This is a genomic window from Pseudonocardia sp. T1-2H (assembly GCF_038039215.1).
Lineage (GTDB): Bacteria > Actinomycetota > Actinomycetes > Mycobacteriales > Pseudonocardiaceae > Pseudonocardia.
The window spans coordinates 873,612-890,695 of record NZ_JBBPCL010000001.1 but is presented as its reverse complement, the minus strand read 5'-3'; the positions used below and the strand labels follow the sequence as shown (position 1 = coordinate 890,695).

Below are 17,084 nucleotides of genomic sequence, written 5' to 3'. Positions count from 1 at the left end.
GAGAAGGGCCTGGGGGCGACGGGTGACCGAGCGACGACGGAGTACGAGGAGCCGCAGGCCCCTGGGCACTGTGCTCGTCCAGGCCGAGCGACAGGTCGCGCGCTCGCTCGAGGCGGAGCTCACCGGGGACGGGTTCACCCTCGACCAGTGGCGGGTCCTCGACCTGCTCGCCGACGGCGAGGGTCACCCGATGTCCGAGATCGCCGCCGCGCTCGTGGTCCCGGGGCCGACCCTCACCAAGATCATCGACAAGCTCGTCGACTCCGCGGTGGTCTACCGCCTGGTGGACGTCCGCGACAGGCGCCGGGTGCTCGGGTTCCTCTCCGACCACGGGTACGCCGTGCACGAACGCCTCGCCCCCCGGGTCGACCGGGCCGAGTCGGAAGCGCTGGCCACCCTCGGCACGGACGCGCCCCTCCTCGTGGAGCTGCTGACCCGCCTGGCGTCCGCCACGTCCCTCGCGGACGGCCGGTTGTCCACGCGGGACTGACCCGGTGCGGCTCAGGCCCCGCCGTTGATCTCGGCCAGCACGTCGAACTCCAGCCCGTCCGCCCGGGCGAGGTAGATGCGCTGCACCAGGTGGCGGTCCCGGAGGTGGACCGGACCCCGCGGCCCCTCGTAGGCGACCGACTCCGACACGCCGTCGATCCGCGGCACGTCCGTGCTCCGCGCGGCCGTCGTGAGCTCCGCCAGGAGCGTCAGCCCCTCGAAGCAGGACTCGCCGGGCGAGGTGATCGCCGGTGCCGTCGGGCCCAGCCGGGCCACGTAGCGCCGCTCGAAGTCCATGCTGTGGGCGGTGCCGAGCGTCTCGAAGAAGCCGGCGGCCGAGTAGAGCTCGTGCGTGTTGGCCGCCCCGGTCGCGAGCAGCATGTTCTCGTCCATGAGCGGGCTCAGCCGCACGCACCCGTCGTGAAGCCGCATCCGGGTGAAGGCGCGGTTGAAGTGCACTGCGTCCGAGCCCAGCAGGAACATGAGGACGCCCTGGGACCGGGACCGCTCGATCCGGCGCAGTACCGGCCCGAAGTCCTCGGTGCCGAGGCCGACGAAGATCTCGTCGCGGATCTCCGCGCCGACCGGGCCGGCGTACGCGCGGGCCGCTCCGGCGGACGCCCGGGGCCAGACGTAGTCGTTGCCGACGATGGTCCAGCTCTTCACGCCCATCTCGCGGGACATCCAGCGCATCGCCGGGAGCAGCTGCCCCGCCGGCGTCTCCCCCGTCAGGAACACCCCGGGCGTGCGCTCCCCGCCCTCGTAGACCGCGGTGTAGACGTACGGCACCCTGCCTCGCAGCCGCGGTGCGATCTGCTCGCGGACCGCCGAGGTGTGCCATCCGGACACCGCGCCGACGGAACCCGACCGCACGAGCGCGTCGACCTCGTCGGCCACCCGGGCCGGGGAGCGCCCCCCGTCGACGGGGCGCAGCCGCACCTCGCGACCGAGGATCCCGCCCGCGTCGTTGATCTCGGAGACCGCCAGGCGCCCGCTCGCCTCGCACGAGGGACCGTAGATGCCGCTGGTACCGCTCGTCGGAACGACGAACGCGACGTCGAGGACGGTCGCCGCCATGTGCCCTCCCCTGTCCGCGGGAGCGGAGAACGCGAGTCCGCCCCGGAGGCGTTGCCGCCGTGTCGACGGCGGCTCCGCCGTCCGAGTGGTGCATCCGGGGAAGGCGCGCCGACGACGTCCTGACGCTCCGACCGTCGTCGTCGTGAATATAGGGGGACCACGGGGGCGCCCGGGCGGATCCGGCCGTCCGACGGGTCGGAGAACGACGGCGGACACCGGATCGCCGGGTGGCCTACGATGGCCATCACGCGCACCGGACAGGGAGGAGCCGCGGCCACTGTGGACACCTCACAGGCCTTCGACGCCCTGGCCGATCCCGTCCGCCGCGAGATACTGGCCGTGCTCGCGGACCACGAGGAGTGCAGCGCGGGCGAGCTCTCGGCCCACGTCAGCCGGGTCGGCCGGACCGCGGTGTCCAGCCACCTGCGGATCCTGCGCGCCGCGGGCCTCGTCACCGAGCGCCGGGCGGGGCGCTTCCGCTACTACGCCGTGGACCACTCCGGCGCGGGGCAAGAGGTGATCCGGCACCTGCAGGGGCTGTTCCAGAGTTCCCTCGACGCGGTCCGGGCCGCCGTCGAGGAGCCGATGTCCAGCGCACGACCGGACCGTTCCAGAGCCGGCTGATGGGCGGCGTCGCCCTGCGCGCCGAGCAACAGGTCGACGCCACGCCGTCGGTCGTCTACGACCTGTTCGGTGCGGGCGCCGGTGCGGGCTGGGTGTTCGACGCCGTCTGCGACCGGGTCGAGCCCGGCGCGAGCGTCACGATCCGGGCCCCGCTCGGCGGCCAGGACCCGTTCCCGGTGGAGCTCCTGGGCCGCATCAGCCGCGTGCGCCGGCCGCACCTGCTCGAGATCAGGCACGAGCAGCCGTGGCGGGGGCTCGTCCGGCTCCACCTCGACCGCGCCGGGACGGGCACCCGGGTGCGCCTGGTCGCCGAGCTCGACGAGCGGGGCGTGGCCTGGCTGCTGCGCCGCCGCGGCCACCCGGTCCGGGACGCCGTGCCCGCCGGCAGCCACCGGGTGGGCCTGCTGACCACCAAGTCCGGGCCGGGCGGCGTGTTCGCCGTGGCCGCGGAGAACGCCGCCGAGCTGGCCCGGGAGGAGATCGACGGCGAGGGCGGCGTGCTGGGCCGGCCGCTGCACCTGGCCGTCGGCGACGACGCGACCGATCCGGCGACCGGGGTCGCCGAAGCCCGGCGCCTGGCCCGCGCCGGGTGTCGCACGATCCTGGCCTCCACCACGTCGGCCACGTTCGTGGCGGTCAGCGCCGCCCTGACCGGCACCGGTGTGCTGCTGGTGCACACCCTGATGAACGAGGGCGGCATCGACGGGCCGCTACGCGTCCAGCTCGGCGAGCGGCCCACGGACCAGATCGCGACGGCGGCCCGGCCGATGATGGCCCGGGCGGGCGGCCGCCGCTGGTTCCTCGCCGGGAACGACTACCTGTGGCCGCACCGGTGCCACGCCGCGGCCCGGGAGGTCATCCCCGCGGCCGGCGGGCAGTTGGTCGGCGAGCGGCTCGCCCCGCTCGGGACCAGGGACTTCGCCCCGCTGGTCGAGGCCGTCGCCGCCTCCGGCGCGGACGTCGTCCTGTCCACCTTCGTCGGCGGCGACGCCGTCGCCTTCGAGCGCCAGTGCCACGCCATGGGCCTGCGGGAGCGCACCCGCACGCTCTCCCTGGGGATGGACGAGTCGACGCTGGAGTACGTCGGGATCGCGGCGGCCGCCGGGATCTCCGGGGTGTCCGGCTACTACCAGGACCTGCCGACCAGCGGGAACGAGGAGCTCGTGCGGCGCTACCGCGCGGCGTACGGGCCGTGGGCGCCGCCGCTGTCCACCCTGAGCGAGTCCGTCTACGAGGCCCTGCGCATGTACGCCGCCGCCGTCCGCCGCGCCGGCGAGGACGACCCGTACGCGATCGCGCGGGAGATGCGGACGGCGCGGTTCGAGCTGCCGCGCGGGACCGTCACCCTCGACGGGAGCGGGGCCGTCGTGCAGCGGCTGTACCTGGCGGACGCGGCCGCCTCGACGTTCCGGGTGTCCTTCGACGATTAGGGACGTGTCAACGTGTCGACAGCTATTGACGCGTTGTGCCGGGCTTCCTAGATTCACTCCTGCGGCCGCGCCTGTGGGCCGCATCACGGTCCCCGTCATCCCGGCACGCCCTCGGGCGTGTTCGGCTGTGCCTACAGCGAGGAAGTCCCGTGCCGCTGACCCCACCCGATCCCGACCGCCTGGCCCGGCTCGACGAGCACTACGGGCTCGGACTGTCCCCCGAGCGGCGTTCCGCGTTCGCCCCCTTCGTCGAGGGGGCCCTCGGCGCGTTCAACGCGGTCGAGGAGCTCTACTCGCGGAGCGCACCGACGGCGCCCGAGCGCGAGTGGTCGACCCCGTCCGAGGCGGACAACCCCTACCACGCCTGGTACGTCACGTCCTCGGTGAGCACCGGGGCCGCCGGGCCGCTCTCCGGGCGCACCGTGGCGGTGAAGGACAACACCGCCGTCGCGGGCGTGCCGATGATGAACGGCTCCCGGACCGTCGAGGGCTTCGTCCCCACCCGGGACGCCACCGTCGTCACCCGACTCCTCGACGCCGGCGCCACCATCGCCGGCAAGGCGGTGTGCGAGGACCTGTGCTTCTCCGGCGGCAGCTTCACCTCCAAGCCGGGCCCGGTGCTCAACCCCTGGGACACCACCCGCAACGCGGGCGGCTCGTCCAGCGGGAGCGCGGTGCTGGTCGCGACCGGTGCGGTCGACCTGGCCACGGGCGGGGACCAGGGCGGCTCGGTGCGTATGCCCAGCTCGTTCTGCGGCACCGTCGGACACAAGCCGACCCACGGCCTGGTGCCCTACACCGGCGCGTTCCCCATCGAGCAGACGCTCGACCACCTCGGCCCGATCACCCGCACCGTGGCGGACTCGGCCCTGATGCTGTCGATCATGGCCGGGCCGGACGGGCTCGACCCGCGGCAGCCGACGTCGATCGCCCGGATCGACTACCTCGCCGCCCTCTCCGACCCAGCGTCCGGCCTGCGGGTCGGGGTCGTCACCGAGGGCTTCGGCACCCCGGTGTCGGACCCGGCGGTGGACGCGGCGGTCCGTGACGCCGTCGACGTGCTCCGCTCCGCCGGCCTGACCGCGGAGGAGGTGTCGATCCCCTGGCACACCGACGCGATGCACCTGTGGAACGTGATCGCCACCGAGGGCGCCGCGTACCAGATGGTCGACGGCAACGCGTTCGGGCTGAACTCCCAGGGTCTCTACGACCCGGAAGCTCATGGCGTTCTACGGCAGGCAGTGGCGCGAGCGCGGGGCGGAGTTCTCCGAGACCGTCAAGCTCGTCGCGCTGGCCGGTCGCTACGCGTTCGAGGAGGGCCACGGCAGCTACTACGGCATGGCCCGCAACCTGGTCTTCGAGCTGCGCAAGGCCTACGACGCCGCGCTGTCGGCCTACGACGTCCTGGTCATGCCCACGGTGCCCTTCACCGCCCAGGAGATCCCGCCGCCGGACGCCCCACTGGACGTCTACCTCGCGACGGCGCTGTCGATGATCGGCAACACCGCTCCGTTCGACGCCAGCGGGCACCCGGCGTGCAGCGTCCCGACCGCGCTCGTCGACGGGCTGCCGGCCGGGCTGATGATCATCGGCAAGCACTTCGACGACGAGACGGTGCTGCGCGTGGCGCACACCTACGAGCAGGCGGTCGGCGGCTTCCCCGCGCCGCCCGCCCTCACCACCGCGAGCACCGGGAGCAGCGCATGAACGGAGTCTTCGACCTCGGGGGCACCGACGGGGTGGGACCCGTCCGCACCGAGGAGAACGAGCCGGTCTTCCACGCCGAGTGGGAGAAGGCCGCGTTCGCCCTGTTCGCCACCAACTTCCGCGCCGGCCTGTTCAACGTCGACATGTTCCGGCACGGCATCGAGCTGATGGACCCGGCCGAGTACCTCCTGTCGAACTACTACGAGCACTGGGCGCACGCCGCGGAGCACTACGCCGGGAAAGCGGGTGCGATCGATCCCGACGAGCTCGAGAAGCGGACGGCGTTCTACCTGGAGAACCCGGACGCCCCACTGCCCGAGCGGACCGACCCGGACCTGCTCGCGTTCGTCGACGGCGCGGTGAAGGGCGGCGCCCCCGCGGCGCGGGAGTCCGACAAGGTCGCCGCGTTCGCGGTGGGCGACCGGGTGGTCGTCGCCGACGACAGCCCGGTGGGGCACACCCGCCGCGCCCGCTACATCCGCGGCCGGACCGGCGTCGTCACCGCGACCCACGGGACCTTCATCTACCCGGACAGCGCCGGCAACGGCGGCCCGGAGGCGCCCGAGCACGTCTACACCGTCAAGTTCACCGCCGAGGAGCTCTGGGGCCCGGAGGTCGGCGACCCCAACGGCGTCGTCTACTTCGACGTCTGGGAGCCCTACATCAGCCCCGCCCCCGCCACTGAAGGAGCAGCCTGAATGGCCCCCACGGACACCCCCCTGCGCACGCAGGAGGAGATCGCCGCCCGGGTCAAGGCCCTCGAGGCCCTGATGATCGAGAAGGGCATCATGACGGTGGAGGCCGTCGACCGGCTGGCCGAGATCTACGAGAACGAGGTCGGCCCGCAGCTCGGTGCGCAGGTCGTCGCGCGGGCGTGGACGGACCCCGAGTTTAAGGGGCGCCTGCTGGCGAACGCCACCGAGGCCTGCGCGGAGCTCGGCATCGGCGGCCTGCAGGGCGAGGACATGATCGTCGTCGAGAACACCGACACGGTGCACAACACGATCGTCTGCACGCTCTGCTCGTGCTACCCGTGGCCGGTGCTCGGCCTGCCGCCCAACTGGTACAAGGCCCCGGCCTACCGCGCCCGGATCGTCCGCGAGCCGCGCAAGGTGCTCGCCGAGGACTTCGGGTTCACCGTCCCGGACTCGGTGGAGATCCGGGTGTGGGACTCGAGCGCCGAGCTGCGGTACTGGGTGCTGCCCCAGCGACCCGCCGGCACCGAGGACCTGGGCCCGTTCGAGCTCGCCGCCCTCGTGACGCGGGACTCGATGATCGGCGTCGGCCCCGTCGGCACCCCGGCCTCCGCATGAGCGGCGTACGCGAGGACGCGACGGAGCTGGGCGACGCCCGGCGACGCGTCGAGGACCTCGTCTGCAACCTGCCGGGGGCGGGCCCGGACGAGCGCTCCTTCGAACAGCCGTGGGAGCTGCGAGCCTTCGCGATGGCCGTCGCCGCCTACCACGAGGGCAACTACGCGTGGAGCGAGTTCCAGCTCTCGCTGGTCGAGTCGATCCGCCGGTGGGAGGCCGAGAACGGGACCGAGCCGTGGAGCTACTACGAGCACTGGCTCACCGCGCTCGAGACCGTCCTCGCCGCCAACGGCACGCTGTCGGGACCCGTGCTCGACGAGCGCGCGCACGCGGTCCTGTCGACACCCCGGAACGCGAACCACCACCACGCGCACCGCGAGCCCGTCGCCGTGGACCCGGCGGTGAGCTCGTCGCGGTGACGCGGCCGTGAACAGGCCCGAGCCGGGCGTCCGAGGACGCCCGGCTCGGCCGCGGTCCGCTACCCGAACGGACCGGAGCGCCGGCAGGCACGGCGTGTCGAGGCCGCCCGACGCCCCTACCGGTCAGCGGTACGCAGCCTGACCGGTCAGCGCCTGCCCGATCACGAGGGTGTGCACCTCGTCCGTGCCCTCGTAGGTGCGGACGGACTCGAGGTTGTTGGCGTGCCGCAGCGGCGAGTACTCCAGCGAGATGCCGCTACCGCCCAGGATCGTCCGGCACTCCCGGGCGATCGCGATCGCCTCCCGGACGTTGTTGAGCTTGCCGACCGAGACCTGCTCGGGCCGGAGCCGGTGGTCGTCCTTGAGCCGCCCGAGGTGCAACGCCAACAGCATCGAGGAGTTCAGCGACACCGCCATGTCGGCCAGCTTCTTCTGCGTGAGCTGGAAGGCGCTGATCGGCTTGTCGAACTGGATCCGGGCATCCGCGTAGTCCAGCGCGGCCTGCAGGCTGTCCCGGGCCGCGCCCACCGCGCCGAACAGGATCCCGAAGCGGGCCTCGTTCAGGCAGGCCAGCGGGCCGCCCAGGCCACGGGCCTCGGGCAGCTGGGCCGAGGCCGGCAGCCGGACGTTGTCGAACGCCAGCTCGGAGGTCACCGACGCCCGCAGGGACAGCTTGTGCTTGATGTCGCTCGTGGTGAAGCCCGGGGTGCCGCGCGGCACCAGGAACCCGCGGATGCCGTCCTCGGTCTGCGCCCACACCGTGGCCACGTCCGCGAGGCCGCCGTTGGTGATCCACATCTTCGAGCCGTTCAGGATCCAGTCCTCGCCGTCGCGCACGGCGCGGGTGCGCATGCCGGACGGGTTCGAGCCGAAGTCCGGCTCTGTCAGGCCGAAGCAGCCGATCGCCTCGCCGGCCGCGAGCCGCGGGAGCCACTCCTGCTTCTGCTCCTCCGAACCCCACCGCCAGATCGAGTACATCGACAACGAGCCCTGGACGGAGACGAAGCTGCGCAGGCCGGAGTCGACCCCTTCCAGCTCCAGGCACGCGAGGCCGTAGCTGACGGCGTTCGTGCCGGCGCAGCCGTACCCCTCCAGGTGCATGCCGAGCAGGCCCAGCTTGCCGAGCTCGGTGACGAGCTCCCGGGGGAACCGGCCGTCCTCGAACCACTCACCGATGTGCGGGCGCACCCGGTCGTCGAGGAAGTCGCGGACGGTCCGCTGGATGTCGAGCTCCTCCTCGCTGAGCAGCGAGGACACGTCGAGCAGGTCCAGCGGGTCTTTCATCACGGATGCCATGGGACGTTCTCTCCAACGATGTCTGCGTGTCGATTGCGGAGCGGGGACCGTCACCGCTCGAGGGGGCGGGAGGCCTTCAGGCAGACCGTGGTGGTCGTGGTGAAGAACTCCCGAGCGGCCCGGCCCTGCTCCTTCGGGCCGAAACCGCTCTCCTTGCTGCCGCCGAACGGGACGTGCGGGTCCGCGCCGGCGGTCTCGGAGTTGATGTGGGTGCTCGACGAGCCGGCCTCCGATCGCGCCCTCGCCGACCACGAGCGAGAGCACCCCATCCGGCAGGCCCGCCTCGACGAGCGCCTCGGCGAGGCGCATCGCGAGCAGGGGCACCGAGCTGGCCGACTTCCACACGACGGTGTTGCCGGACGCGAGCGCCGGCGCGATCTTCCAGGCCGGGATGGCGATCGGGAAGTTGAAGGGGGTGATCACGGCGACCGGGCCGACCGGTCGGTGGACGAGCTGGATCTGCTCCCCCGGCCGCGGCGACGCGTAGATCTCGCCGACCGGGCGGAGGCCCTCGGTGGCGAAGAACCGGAAGATCTCCGCCGCGCGCCGCACCTCGCCGACCCCTTCGGCGAGGGTCTTCCCCTCCTCGCGGGCGAGCTCCTCGCCCCAGGCGGGGGCGTTGGCGTCGAGGACGGCGGCGGTCCGGGTCGACGAGTTCCTCGCCGCCGCCGTCAGTCCAGGTGCCGGCGACGAGGTGTCGGAGCCTCACCGCGGTCGGGGTGCCGGTGCCGGCTGCTCGGGGGCCGAGACCGTCACGCCGGGCCCGCCTTCGCGCGGTCGCGGAGGCCGGGCAGCACGTCGGTGGTGAACTGCTCCAGGAAGCGGTGCTGGTCCCCACCCGGACCGTGCAGCACCAGGTCCGTGAAGCCGAGGTCGAGGTAGGTGCCGATCCGGTCGACCACCTCGGCGGGGTCGTCGGAGACGGTGAACCGGGTGTGCGCCTTGTCCACGTTGGCGTCCGCGAGCCGCTCCATCTCCAGCGGGTCCTCGACCCCGGTCGTCTGCTCGGAGCTCACACTGCGAACTAGAAACGATTCTAGGATCGAAGCGGCACCAGGATCGTGGGTCACGTCGGGTCCGGGTGCCCGACCGGGTGTCGACGAGCTCGTGCGCCTGTCCTCGAACTGCCGCGTGCCCGCCTACCCTCTCCGCCGCAGCGCCTCCACCATGCCGTGCAGATGGGCGACCGCGAGCTCGATGTCGTAGTACTTGCGCTGCCCCGCGCGGGACTCGGCGGCCAGCAGGCCGCAGCGGTGGACCTTCTCGAAGTCGCCGTACGGGAACTTGTAGCGGCCCTTCCGCTCCGGATCCTCGTCGTCGTCGATCCCGAGGTGCCACTTGGCGTACTCGCCGATGCCGTGCCGGTCGATGAAGTCGTTCTCCTGCTGCGCCGACGGCCGGTGCTCGCTCCACGCGTCCCGGTCGTCGCCGACGTACTCGCCCGCCATGATCAGCTCGCGCGCCTGGTCGAACGCCCTCTCGTTCCGTTTCACCGTCATGTTTCCTCCGTCTCGTGTGAGACCGGTCGGAGGTGGCCGAGGAACCAGTCCCGCGCCAGGGCCGCCACCTGCTCCAGCGCCCCGCGCTCCTCGAACAGGTGCGTCGCGTCCGGAACGATCGTCAGCCGGGTCTCCCCGCCCAGCTGCTGCATGGCCTTCCGGTTGAGCTCGACGACGACGGGGTCGCGTTCGCCGACGATCAGCAACGTGGGCTGATGCACCCGGGGAAGGTGCGCGTCGGCGAGGTCGGGTCGGCCGCCGCGGGAGACCACCGCCTGCACGACGTCCGGCCGGTTCGCGGCGGCGATGAGCGCGGCCGCGGCGCCGGTGCTCGCCCCGAACAGGCCCACCCCCAGACCGGTGGTGGGGTCGCTGTGGGCCGCCCAGTCGGTCAGCGCCGTGACCCGCCCGCCGAGCAGGTCGATGTCGAACCGCAACGCCGCGGTGCGGAGGTCGACCCGCTCCTCGTCGCGTGTGAGCAGGTCGGCCAGCACGGTGATCAGGCCTGCGCGGTTGAGCTCGTCGGCGACGTACCGGTTCCGTGAGCTGTGCCGGCCGCTACCGCTGCCGTGGGCGAACAGCACTGCGCCGCGCGGGGACTCCCGTGGCACCCCGAGGTCGGCCTCCACCACCACGCCGGCGGCGGGGATCTGCAGACTCCGGTGGAGGGCGTCCGGGGCGTTCACGTCGTCGCCGCCGCCGGATCGGTCAGACCCCGGACGGGTAGGTCTCCGGGACCTCGCCCGTCTCCCAGAGCCCTGTCCGCTCGAGGGGTTCGAGGGCCCGCGTGTCGTCGATGTGGATCACGGCGTCGAACTGGTCCGCCACCCGGGCCCGGAAGTAGTGGCTCTGCCGTTCCGTGTCCGGCCGGTAGATGACGCCGATCGCGCGCTCCAGGTGGGCCGCGCGAAGCCGCTCGGCCACTCGCCCGCCCGTGACGAAGGGGACCATGAACTCCTTCTGGCCGACCTTGTGGAACAGCTCTTCGACGCTGCCGGACAAGGCCGGTCGGACCCACTTGCGCTTCGCCTCCCCGCCCCAGTCGTCGGCGGCCGTGACGGTTCCGGTGTAGGTGGTGAAGCCGAGGTTGCGGCAGCGGTCGGGGTGGCGTTCGCGGACGAGCTGCCCCACGTTCAGCTCGCCCCGGGCCCCCATCTCGGTCGCGCGGGCGTCGCCGAGGTGGGAGTTGTGCTCCCACACGACGACCTTGGCCGGCTCGCCGAGCTGCCCGGTCAGATGGGCCTGCACGGCGTCGAGGGTGTCGGCCATGTGCCGGTCCCGCAGGTTCCACGACAGGGCGCGGCCGTTGAACATCGACCGGTAGTACTCCGCGGCGTTGCGGACGACCAGGGCGTTCTGTTCGGCGTAGAAGGCCTCGTCCTCGGCCAGCAACCCGTCGCGCCGGGCGTACTCAGGAGCCTTCCGCTGCATTTCGGTCAGCTGCTCGACGACCTCCTGCTCGCATGTCTCACCGGCGCCCATGGCGGCGGCGAGGCCGTAGGTCTGGCCGTCGTCCGCGCCGTGGTGGTCGAAGCAGGAGTAGCGCTCGCGGGCCCGCAGGCCCGCGGCCGGATCGACGCGGTCGAGGTAGGTGATGACCTCGTCGATGGAGCTGTGGAGGCTGTAGAGGTCGATCCCGTAGAAGCCGGCCCTGCGCCGCTCGTCGCCGACCCGGTCGTTGCGCTCCCGCAGCCAGCCGACGAACTCGAGGACGGCGGCGTTGCGCCACATCCAGGTGGGAAAACGCTGGAAGCCGCGCAGCGCCTCCTCGGCGTCGGCGTCGTCACCGTGGCCGCGGACGTACCGGTTCACCCGGTAGGCGTCGGGCCAGTCGGCCTCCGCCGCGACGGCGCAGAACCCCTTCTTCTCGATGAGCCGGCGGGTCATGGCCGCGCGCGCGGCGTAGAAGTCGGCGGTCCCGTGCGACGCCTCCCCGATCAGCACGAACTCCGCGTCGCCGACCAGGTCGAACAGCGCGTCGTACGACGGCACACCCTCCTCGGTCGCGATCGCGGCGGAGCGGATCACGTCGGGGTCGCTCAGCGGCCGTTCCTCGGTGGGCGCCGGGATCGAGGTCGCCGCGGCTCGCAGCAGGTCACGGACCTCCTCGTCGGTGGTCTGGCCGAAGTCCCAGTACGAGGCGCCGACCGCGAGGAACGGCGACGGCGTCGTCGCGCAGACGACCTCGTCGACCATCGTCCGGAGCTCCTCGCAGGTCGACTTCGGCGCGGCCGGTACCGCCACGACGATCGCTGCCGGCTCGTGCTCGCGCAGGGCGGTGATCGCCGCGTGCATGCTCGAACCCGTCGCGAGGCCGTCGTCGACGAGGATGACGGTCTTGCCCGTCAGGTCCGGCATCGGCCGCCCGTCCCGGTAGGCCTGCTCCCGGCGCAGCAGCTCGCGGCCCTCCTGCTCGGCCACCCGCTGGATGACGTCCGGGGTGATGCCCAGCCCGCGCACCACGTCCTCGTTGAGCACGACCACGCCGCCGCCGGCGATCGCGCCCATGGCCAGCTCCTCGCGGCCGGGCACGCCGAGCTTGCGGACCACGAAGACGTCCAGCGGGGCCTCCAGCGCGCGGGCGACCTCGTAGGCCACCGGTACGCCGCCCCGCGGCAACCCCAGGACCACGAGGTCGGGCCGGCCCCGGTAGTGGTCGAGGAGGCCGGCCAGGGTACGTCCGGCGTCCTGGCGGTCACGGAAGACTCGATCCGACATCGCTCCTCCTGCAGCTTGTCCGGACGTCCGGGACGCGATCGCGGTCCGCCGGGCCCGGACCTCCCTCCCGGCTCGTCCGCCCTGTCTCGGCGGCACCCGCGACTGTGCCCGAACGAGGACGGGCGATCGTCGGCCCCCCGGTGCCAGATCCCTCCGCCCGGTCGCCCTCGCGGAGCAGGTGCCCGGGGCACGGAAACCGTCGGCCGCTCGAGCGGGCGACGGGCCCTAGGCAGGCCGGTCGACGCGTTCCACGCGGGCCCGCAACCGCCCCTCCGGCGCCGTCCACGTGATCTCGTCCCCCGGCTGCGCCCCGAGCAACGCCCGCCCGAGGGGACTCTCGGGCGTGGTGACCGGCACGTCCTCGTCGGGGAAGCGGGTGACCTGGACGGACTCGGAGGAGCCGTCCGGAAACCGGAGCGTCACCGTGCTGTAGAGCCCGACCCGCTCGGACGTGTCCTCGTCGGGCCGCCCCGCCTCCGCGAGGTAGTGCACGACGTCGCGGATGCGGCGGTCGATCCAGTCGAGCTCGTCGCGGCGCTCGGTGGTCTCGCCCCGCTCCCCGAAGTCGTGCGGCGGGTGGTCGTCGGCCACGAGGCTCTCCTCCAGCTCGCGCCGACGGGTCTGCAACAGGCCCAGCTCCTCCAGCAGAGCGTGGCGCTCGTCGTGCGCGGCCGCCGTCATGCCCCACGGTCGCACGCGGCTCCGGCCGCGGCGTCCGGCCCGGGAGGACGGACTTGCCCCCACCCTTGGCCCCGGCGGGCGGAGGACGCGAGCCTCGGTGATCGATCACCGCAGAGGCGCCGCCGGTGGGCACGACCGCACGGTCCCCGGGCGGACGCAGACCGCCGCGCCTGCCGTGGCCCCGGCCACGAGCCTCGTCGGCCTGCTCACCGGGGTCGTGGCGTCGTACTCCTGGTTGCTGCGCTCGCCGTGCGGCTGCGCAGCAGGGCCCGGAGGTGACTTTCCGAATCGGGCTGCTCGCCCGCGCTCAGGGCGCGACGCGCACGACGACCTCGGTGTCGGTCACCCGGTCCACCGCGACGGTGAAGCCGCCCGCGTCCGCCTGCCCACCCACCGGCACGGTGATCTGCTGACCTGCGACCACGAGCTCCGCGGCACCGTTCACCACGCCGACGAGCCGAGCCTCGACCCCCAGTACCGACACCGTGGAGTCCCCGCTGCGCGGGAACGTGATCGTGCACCCGTCGAGAGCGCAGGAAGTCTGCGACCCGCCCCCGCCGCATCCGGCGGCGCCGAACGAGAGGACGAGTGCGGTCAGGACGGCGGCGGCGCGGCGGTTCACCCGTCCGACAATAGAGCGGGCCGCTCCGGAGACCGACGACCGCGACCCGAGGACGTGCCCGCCATCGGCCGACGGGCCGAGGCGGCCCGGGCGTCCAGCCTGCCCCGAGCCGGATGCCGCATGCACCGTCGCGCTACCCGTGGCCCGCTCGATAGGCGCTGGCCGCCCCCGGATGCAGCGGGATGCCGAAGGTGTGGACGAGGGAGCGCGTGTCGAGATACTGCAGCTCCGAGGGCCCCTGCCGGGACGAGCGCGTCCGAGCGGGTGAGCAGCATGTCGACGACGTCGGCGACGACGACATCGGAAAGATCCGGCCGGACGAGCAGCAGACTGGAGATTCCGATCGTCGTCACCGGTGAGCTCGACCCGTAGATCCCGGGCGGCAGCACGACGGGCTGGTAGACGGGGCCGAAGCGATCCCGCAGCCCGGCGGCGGTCTCGCCCAGGTCGAGGAGCCGGATCCCACCCGCAGGCCCGCGCCCGCCCGCAGGGTCGACCGGTGGATGCGGGACCCCGCCGACGAAGATCGCGGCATCGATGCGGTCGTCGGCCATGGCGTCGAGCAGCTCGAGAACCGGCAGGGGCGTGTCGACGACGCTCCCGGGAGCCACGCCGGCGACCTCCAGCATCCTGCCGGCGGCGAATCGCGTGCCCGATCCTGTCGCTCCGAAGCTGACCCGCTTACCGCTCGCTTCCCCACCCGTCGGATCGAGGAGCTTTGCGGCACCGCGACCTGGACGTAGTTCTCGTAGACCTTGCCGACGGCGAGCGGCCCCTTCTCCGTCGCCGTGGCGGCGTCGGCGAGTGAGAGTGCGAGGTCCAGCCGCCCCGCCGAGAGCCCTGCCAGGTTCTCGAGGGCACCTCGCGTCGCCTCCGTCGAAAGGACGAACGGGAGCCGATCGTCCTCGCGGACCACGCCCGCGAGGAGCTCGCCGAACTCGTGGAAGAACCCGCCCCGCTCGGCGGTGCCCAGACGCACCGTCTGTCGAGCCGGTTCGGCACATGCGGCGGTGAGCGCCAGGACCCCGGCGCCGAGAAGACCCAGCGCGCTCCGGCGGCCGAGCACGCGTGCCGCGTCGGGAGGTGCGCTCACGTCGCGCTCCCCTCGGCGCACTCGTCGGCCGCGACCAGGCGCGCCGTCACTTCGAGGCCTCCCCCGTCGCTGAACGGACCTCCACGCCGCCCCCGTTGCCCGCCACGAGCGCGTCCACGATGGACAGTCCCAGACCGGTCCCCGGCACCGACGCCGCGGCGCCGCGGTAGAACCGCTCGGTGATCCGCCCCAGTTCGTCGTCCGGAACCCCGCGACCGGTGTCCGCCACCGTCACCTCCACGGTCCCCGGGGCGGTTCGCCCGACGTCGACCGTGACCCGTGCGCCCGGCCCCGCGTACCGGCAGGCGTTGTCGAGCAGGACGTCGAGCACCTGGGCGAGGTCGTCGTGGCCGATCGCGGCCACGAGACCGGGTTCCCGTTCCTCCGCGACCCGAAGCGTGACGCCGGCCCGGGCCGCCGAGTCCTGCCAGGCGTCCACGCGGTCCGACGCCACCAGCCAGGGCGCGCACGTCCCCGAGGCCGCGCTCCCGATGCCCTCCGCCACCTCCGCCTTCGACAGGACGAGGAGGTCGTCGAGGATGTCCGCCAGCCGTTCGGCCTCCGACACCGCGCGTTCGTAGCCGGTCTCCGCGCTCGCGTCCACCCTGCCGTTCAGGCTGTCGAGTCGTAGTTGCAGGGCGGCCAGCGGGTTGCGCAGCTGGTGCGCGGTGTCCGCGACCAGCCGGCGCTGGGCCTCGGTGGATCGGCGGACGAGCTGCGCCATCAGCGCGAAGGTGCGGGTCATCTCCCTGAGCTCGGGCGGACCGGTCGAGTGGTCGACGGCCCGCCCCTCCGGAAGGATCTCCGCCCGGACGCCACCCGCCCGGGGCAGGCCGGACGCCAGGACCCGCATCTCGTCGCTCAGCACACCGACCGGACGCAGGATCCACCGGCTGACCCCCACCGCGCAGGCGATCAGCACGCCGAGCACGACGACCCCTCCTCCGGCGATCAGCAGCCAGTACCGGCGGATGTCGCTCCGGGCGGCCTCCGAGGAGGCGACCAGGACCACGGCTCCGGTGATCTGGGCGTCCGTGCCGGTCGCCTTCGCGAAGACGACGTCGTTCCGGCTCCACGGGGTCAGGACGCCGGCGAGCGGGTCGGCCTGGTTCCGCAGCGCCCGCGACACCGCCTCCGCGACCTCGGGAGAGGCCTGGTCGAAGTCCTCCGGGTAGGGCGCGGCGCCGCGCGTGGACACGACGCCCACCTCCTCTCCGTAGAGATCCCGGTAGGTCTGCAGCTCGCCGAGGACCGTTCCCAGGTCGTCCCCGCGGACATACGCATCCGCCAGCGCGGCGAACCGCTCGAGGTCGGCGTTGCGCGACAGGACGAACGCGCGGGTCCGCGACTCGGCCATCGAGAGGCCGAGCGGAACCGAGAAGGCGGTGACGACGAGGAGCCCGACGAGCGTCAGGACGAACAGCAGGCGTGCCCGCACGACTACCCGGTCCAGCGGAAGCCGAAGCCGCGGATCGTCTCGATGAACTCGCGGCGCCGCAGCTTCGACCGAAGCCCGGCCATGTGGACGTCGAGCGTGCGGGAGGTGCCGACGAACGCGTTGCCCCAGACCCGGTCCATCAGCTGGGTCCGGCTGACGGCGGCACCGGGGGTCTCGACGAGATGCGCCAGCAGGGAGAACTCGATCGGGGTCAGGCTGACGGGCTCACCCGCGACGTGCACCGTCCGCAGCTCGAGGGACACCTCGACGTCCCCGAATCGCCGGACCGCCGGGCCCTCGGTCCCGGCGACCCGGGAGGCCCGCCGGTGGACGGACTCGATCCGGGCGAGCAGCTCGGCGATCCGGGCCGGCTTCACGAGGTAGTCGTCCGCGCCGCTGCGCAGGCCGCGCACCACGGTCCGTTCGTCGTCGCGTGCGGTCAGCACGATGACGGGCACCGTGCTGACCTTCCGCAGTGAGCGCAGGACCTCGAGCCCGTCGAGATCCGGGAGTCCGAGGTCGAGGAGCACGACGTCGAACTCCCGGTGGCGTCCCAGGAGGTCGATCCCCCGGCTCATCCGGGCCGTCTCGATCTGGTGCATGCCGAGGCTGTCGACGATCGCGCTCGCGACCCCGTCGTCGTCCTCGACGACCGCTACCCTCATGCCCCGCTGATCT

General features: G+C 73.0%; 18 protein-coding genes and 2 pseudogenes. 8 read left to right on the top strand and 12 right to left on the bottom strand.

Translation table 11 applies throughout. The features are described 5' to 3' along the window. Positions 1 to 70: 70 nt before the first annotated feature. Positions 71 to 490: a MarR family winged helix-turn-helix transcriptional regulator gene (locus WBK50_RS04525; protein WP_341334377.1), complete on the top strand. Its 420-nt coding sequence runs from the start codon at positions 71 to 73 to the stop codon at positions 488 to 490. A gap of 11 nt (positions 491 to 501) precedes the next feature. Here WBK50_RS04525 and WBK50_RS04520 read toward each other — a convergent pair whose 3' ends face one another. Beyond that, positions 502 to 1,566, bottom strand: a complete 1,065-nt coding sequence (locus WBK50_RS04520) for a substrate-binding domain-containing protein (RefSeq protein WP_341334376.1) — start codon at positions 1,564 to 1,566, stop codon at positions 502 to 504. A gap of 279 nt (positions 1,567 to 1,845) precedes the next feature. On the opposite strand from WBK50_RS04520, the gene WBK50_RS04515 reads away from it, so the two are divergent. The 7 genes and pseudogenes from WBK50_RS04515 (at position 1,846) to WBK50_RS04485 (ending at position 7,059) form a co-directional block, all read left to right on the top strand. Beyond that, the gene (locus WBK50_RS04515; RefSeq protein ID WP_297493676.1) at positions 1,846 to 2,190 is read left to right on the top strand and encodes an ArsR/SmtB family transcription factor; all 345 of its coding nucleotides are present in this window, start codon (positions 1,846 to 1,848) and stop codon (positions 2,188 to 2,190) included. Then, complete coding sequence (locus tag WBK50_RS04510) at positions 2,190 to 3,620, top strand: ABC transporter substrate-binding protein (protein WP_341334375.1); 1,431 nt, start codon at positions 2,190 to 2,192, stop codon at positions 3,618 to 3,620. Before WBK50_RS04515 ends, WBK50_RS04510 begins: the two co-directional genes overlap by 1 nt. Positions 3,621 to 3,655: 35 nt before the next feature. Then, positions 3,656 to 4,738, top strand: a pseudogene (locus WBK50_RS04505) (amidase family protein); the annotation flags it as partial. A gap of 103 nt (positions 4,739 to 4,841) precedes the next feature. After that, positions 4,842 to 5,327, top strand: coding sequence for an amidase family protein (locus tag WBK50_RS04500; protein ID WP_341339290.1), 486 nt, complete (start codon positions 4,842 to 4,844; stop codon positions 5,325 to 5,327). Continuing rightward, complete coding sequence (gene nthB, locus WBK50_RS04495; protein ID WP_341339289.1) at positions 5,324 to 6,025, top strand: nitrile hydratase subunit beta; 702 nt, start codon at positions 5,324 to 5,326, stop codon at positions 6,023 to 6,025. Before WBK50_RS04500 ends, nthB begins: the two co-directional genes overlap by 4 nt. Then, positions 6,026 to 6,640, top strand: coding sequence for a nitrile hydratase subunit alpha (gene nthA / locus WBK50_RS04490; protein WP_341334374.1), 615 nt, complete (start codon positions 6,026 to 6,028; stop codon positions 6,638 to 6,640). After that, on the top strand, positions 6,637 to 7,059 hold the full coding sequence (locus WBK50_RS04485) for a nitrile hydratase accessory protein (RefSeq protein WP_341334373.1): 423 nt from the start codon (positions 6,637 to 6,639) through the stop codon (positions 7,057 to 7,059). Before nthA ends, WBK50_RS04485 begins: the two co-directional genes overlap by 4 nt. Positions 7,060 to 7,182: 123 nt before the next feature. Here WBK50_RS04485 and WBK50_RS04480 read toward each other — a convergent pair whose 3' ends face one another. The 11 genes and pseudogenes from WBK50_RS04480 to WBK50_RS04430 form a co-directional block, all read right to left on the bottom strand. Next, positions 7,183 to 8,355, bottom strand: a complete 1,173-nt coding sequence (locus tag WBK50_RS04480) for an acyl-CoA dehydrogenase family protein (protein WP_341339288.1) — start codon at positions 8,353 to 8,355, stop codon at positions 7,183 to 7,185. A 216-nt stretch (positions 8,356 to 8,571) separates the two neighbouring features. After that, positions 8,572 to 9,030: pseudogene (locus WBK50_RS04475) on the bottom strand (aldehyde dehydrogenase family protein); the annotation flags it as partial. Positions 9,031 to 9,107: 77 nt separating this feature from the next. After that, positions 9,108 to 9,371 (bottom strand): hypothetical protein, encoded by a 264-nt coding sequence (locus tag WBK50_RS04470; protein ID WP_341334372.1) that lies wholly within the window; start codon positions 9,369 to 9,371, stop codon positions 9,108 to 9,110. Positions 9,372 to 9,494: 123 nt separating this feature from the next. Continuing rightward, positions 9,495 to 9,854, bottom strand: coding sequence for a hypothetical protein (locus tag WBK50_RS04465; protein WP_341334371.1), 360 nt, complete (start codon positions 9,852 to 9,854; stop codon positions 9,495 to 9,497). After that, positions 9,851 to 10,540, bottom strand: a complete 690-nt coding sequence (locus WBK50_RS04460) for a dienelactone hydrolase family protein (RefSeq protein WP_341334370.1) — start codon at positions 10,538 to 10,540, stop codon at positions 9,851 to 9,853. Before WBK50_RS04460 ends, WBK50_RS04465 begins: the two co-directional genes overlap by 4 nt. Before the next feature lie 22 nt (positions 10,541 to 10,562). Further along, positions 10,563 to 12,572: an erythromycin esterase family protein gene (locus WBK50_RS04455; protein ID WP_341334369.1), complete on the bottom strand. Its 2,010-nt coding sequence runs from the start codon at positions 12,570 to 12,572 to the stop codon at positions 10,563 to 10,565. Positions 12,573 to 12,797: 225 nt separating this feature from the next. Next, positions 12,798 to 13,253 carry a GreA/GreB family elongation factor gene (locus WBK50_RS04450; protein WP_341334368.1) on the bottom strand — a complete coding sequence of 152 codons (456 nt, stop codon included), beginning with the start codon at positions 13,251 to 13,253 and terminating at the stop codon, positions 12,798 to 12,800. 307 nt (positions 13,254 to 13,560) lie between these two features. Then, on the bottom strand, positions 13,561 to 13,875 hold the full coding sequence (locus WBK50_RS04445) for a hypothetical protein (RefSeq protein ID WP_341334367.1): 315 nt from the start codon (positions 13,873 to 13,875) through the stop codon (positions 13,561 to 13,563). Beyond that, positions 13,872 to 14,879 (bottom strand): TAXI family TRAP transporter solute-binding subunit, encoded by a 1,008-nt coding sequence (locus tag WBK50_RS04440; protein ID WP_341334366.1) that lies wholly within the window; start codon positions 14,877 to 14,879, stop codon positions 13,872 to 13,874. The genes WBK50_RS04445 and WBK50_RS04440 overlap by 4 nt, the downstream gene beginning before the upstream one ends. Positions 14,880 to 15,014: 135 nt before the next feature. Further along, complete coding sequence (locus tag WBK50_RS04435; protein WP_341334365.1) at positions 15,015 to 16,406, bottom strand: sensor histidine kinase; 1,392 nt, start codon at positions 16,404 to 16,406, stop codon at positions 15,015 to 15,017. Positions 16,407 to 16,408: 2 nt separating this feature from the next. Beyond that, complete coding sequence (locus WBK50_RS04430) at positions 16,409 to 17,071, bottom strand: response regulator transcription factor (protein WP_341334364.1); 663 nt, start codon at positions 17,069 to 17,071, stop codon at positions 16,409 to 16,411. Between the last annotated feature and the right edge of the window lie 13 nt (positions 17,072 to 17,084).

Bases quoted from the DNA above. Each gene is read 5' to 3' on its own strand.
- WBK50_RS04450 (WP_341334368.1), bottom strand. From the start codon at position 13,253: ATGACGGCGGCCGCGCACGACGAGCGCCACGCTCTGCTGGAGGAGCTG.
- WBK50_RS04465 (WP_341334371.1), bottom strand. From the start codon at position 9,854: ATGACGGTGAAACGGAACGAGAGGGCGTTCGACCAGGCGCGCGAGCTG.
- WBK50_RS04480 (WP_341339288.1), bottom strand. From the start codon at position 8,355: ATGGCATCCGTGATGAAAGACCCGCTGGACCTGCTCGACGTGTCCTCG.
- WBK50_RS04510 (WP_341334375.1), top strand. From the start codon at position 2,190: ATGGGCGGCGTCGCCCTGCGCGCCGAGCAACAGGTCGACGCCACGCCG.
- WBK50_RS04520 (WP_341334376.1), bottom strand. From the start codon at position 1,566: ATGGCGGCGACCGTCCTCGACGTCGCGTTCGTCGTTCCGACGAGCGGT.
- nthA (WP_341334374.1), top strand. From the start codon at position 6,026: ATGGCCCCCACGGACACCCCCCTGCGCACGCAGGAGGAGATCGCCGCC.
- WBK50_RS04485 (WP_341334373.1), top strand. From the start codon at position 6,637: ATGAGCGGCGTACGCGAGGACGCGACGGAGCTGGGCGACGCCCGGCGA.
- nthB (WP_341339289.1), top strand. From the start codon at position 5,324: ATGAACGGAGTCTTCGACCTCGGGGGCACCGACGGGGTGGGACCCGTC.
- WBK50_RS04440 (WP_341334366.1), bottom strand. From the start codon at position 14,879: ATGTGCCGAACCGGCTCGACAGACGGTGCGTCTGGGCACCGCCGAGCG.
- WBK50_RS04430 (WP_341334364.1), bottom strand. From the start codon at position 17,071: ATGAGGGTAGCGGTCGTCGAGGACGACGACGGGGTCGCGAGCGCGATC.
- WBK50_RS04455 (WP_341334369.1), bottom strand. From the start codon at position 12,572: ATGTCGGATCGAGTCTTCCGTGACCGCCAGGACGCCGGACGTACCCTG.
- WBK50_RS04500 (WP_341339290.1), top strand. From the start codon at position 4,842: ATGGCGTTCTACGGCAGGCAGTGGCGCGAGCGCGGGGCGGAGTTCTCC.